The organism is Pseudomonas sp. Root562, assembly GCF_001427125.1.
Classification (GTDB): Bacteria; Pseudomonadota; Gammaproteobacteria; order Pseudomonadales; family Pseudomonadaceae; genus Aquipseudomonas.
On sequence record NZ_LMGK01000001.1, the window covers coordinates 632,898 to 635,518 of the forward strand.

General features: G+C 52.1%; 1 rRNA gene (only partly in view). It reads left to right on the forward strand.

Going from position 1 to position 2,621, the window contains the following annotated elements:
• A 23S ribosomal RNA gene (locus ASD60_RS02845) occupies positions 1-2,546 on the forward strand; it begins 346 nt to the left of the window's first position.
• The last annotated feature ends 75 nt before the right edge of the window (positions 2,547-2,621 follow it).

A 2,621-nucleotide genomic window follows, 5' to 3' on the forward strand; every position in this document is an offset into this window, starting at 1 on the left:
TTATCAATGAAATCGAGTAGGACGGAGCACGAGAAACTTTGTCTGAATATGGGGGGACCATCCTCCAAGGCTAAATACTACTGACTGACCGATAGTGAACTAGTACCGTGAGGGAAAGGCGAAAAGAACCCCGGAGAGGGGAGTGAAATAGATCCTGAAACCGTATGCGTACAAGCAGTGGGAGCCCACTTTGTTGGGTGACTGCGTACCTTTTGTATAATGGGTCAGCGACTTATTTTCAGTGGCGAGCTTAACCGAATAGGGGAGGCGTAGCGAAAGCGAGTCTTAATAGGGCGTCTAGTCGCTGGGAATAGACCCGAAACCGGGCGATCTATCCATGGGCAGGTTGAAGGTTAGGTAACACTGACTGGAGGACCGAACCGACTACCGTTGAAAAGTTAGCGGATGACCTGTGGATCGGAGTGAAAGGCTAATCAAGCTCGGAGATAGCTGGTTCTCCTCGAAAGCTATTTAGGTAGCGCCTCATGTATCACTGTAGGGGGTAGAGCACTGTTTCGGCTAGGGGGTCATCCCGACTTACCAAACCGATGCAAACTCCGAATACCTACAAGTGCCGAGCATGGGAGACACACGGCGGGTGCTAACGTCCGTCGTGAAAAGGGAAACAACCCAGACCGTCAGCTAAGGTCCCAAAGTTATGGTTAAGTGGGAAACGATGTGGGAAGGCTTAGACAGCTAGGAGGTTGGCTTAGAAGCAGCCACCCTTTAAAGAAAGCGTAATAGCTCACTAGTCGAGTCGGCCTGCGCGGAAGATGTAACGGGGCTCAAACCATACACCGAAGCTACGGGTATCACTTMGGTGATGCGGTAGAGGAGCGTTCTGTAAGCCTGTGAAGGTGAGTTGAGAAGCTTGCTGGAGGTATCAGAAGTGCGAATGCTGACATGAGTAACGACAATGGGTGTGAAAAACACCCACGCCGAAAGACCAAGGTTTCCTGCGCAACGTTAATCGACGCAGGGTTAGTCGGTCCCTAAGGCGAGGCTGAAAAGCGTAGTCGATGGAAAACAGGTTAATATTCCTGTACTTCTGGTTATTGCGATGGAGGGACGGAGAAGGCTAGGCCAGCTTGGCGTTGGTTGTCCAAGTTTAAGGTGGTAGGCTGRRATCTTAGGTAAATCCGGGATYYTAAGGCCGAGAGCTGATGACGAGTGTTCTTTTAGAACACGAAGTGGTTGATGCCATGCTTCCAAGAAAAGCTTCTAAGCTTCAGGTAACCAGGAACCGTACCCCAAACCGACACAGGTGGTTGGGTAGAGAATACCAAGGCGCTTGAGAGAACTCGGGTGAAGGAACTAGGCAAAATGGCACCGTAACTTCGGGAGAAGGTGCGCCGGTGAGGGTGAAGGACTTGCTCCGTAAGCCCACGCCGGTCGAAGATACCAGGCCGCTGCGACTGTTTATTAAAAACACAGCACTCTGCAAACACGAAAGTGGACGTATAGGGTGTGACGCCTGCCCGGTGCCGGAAGGTTAATTGATGGGGTTAGCTAACGCGAAGCTCTTGATCGAAGCCCCGGTAAACGGCGGCCGTAACTATAACGGTCCTAAGGTAGCGAAATTCCTTGTCGGGTAAGTTCCGACCTGCACGAATGGCGTAACGATGGCGGCGCTGTCTCCACCCGAGACTCAGTGAAATTGAAATCGCTGTGAAGATGCAGTGTATCCGCGGCTAGACGGAAAGACCCCGTGAACCTTTACTATAGCTTTGCACTGGACTTTGAATTTGCTTGTGTAGGATAGGTGGGAGGCTTTGAAGCGTGGACGCCAGTTCGCGTGGAGCCATCCTTGAAATACCACCCTGGCAACTTTGAGGTTCTAACTCAGGTCCGTTATCCGGATCGAGGACAGTGTATGGTGGGTAGTTTGACTGGGGCGGTCTCCTCCTAAAGAGTAACGGAGGAGTACGAAGGTGCGCTCAGACCGGTCGGAAATCGGTCGTAGAGTATAAAGGCAAAAGCGCGCTTGACTGCGAGACAGACACGTCGAGCAGGTACGAAAGTAGGTCTTAGTGATCCGGTGGTTCTGTATGGAAGGGCCATCGCTCAACGGATAAAAGGTACTCCGGGGATAACAGGCTGATACCGCCCAAGAGTTCATATCGACGGCGGTGTTTGGCACCTCGATGTCGGCTCATCACATCCTGGGGCTGAAGCCGGTCCCAAGGGTATGGCTGTTCGCCATTTAAAGTGGTACGCGAGCTGGGTTTAGAACGTCGTGAGACAGTTCGGTCCCTATCTGCCGTGGACGTTTGAGATTTGAGAGGGGCTGCTCCTAGTACGAGAGGACCGGAGTGGACGAACCTCTGGTGTTCCGGTTGTCACGCCAGTGGCATTGCCGGGTAGCTATGTTCGGAATAGATAACCGCTGAAAGCATCTAAGCGGGAAACTAGCCTCAAGATGAGATCTCACTGGGACCTTGAGTCCCCTGAAGGGCCGTCGAAGACTACGACGTTGATAGGTTGGGTGTGTAAGCGCTGTGAGGCGTTGAGCTAACCAATACTAATTGCCCGTGAGGCTTGACCATATAACACCCAAGCAATTTGCGAACTCGAGAGAGGCCAGATTGCGGTGTGTGAAGACGAAATGAACCGAAAGTTCG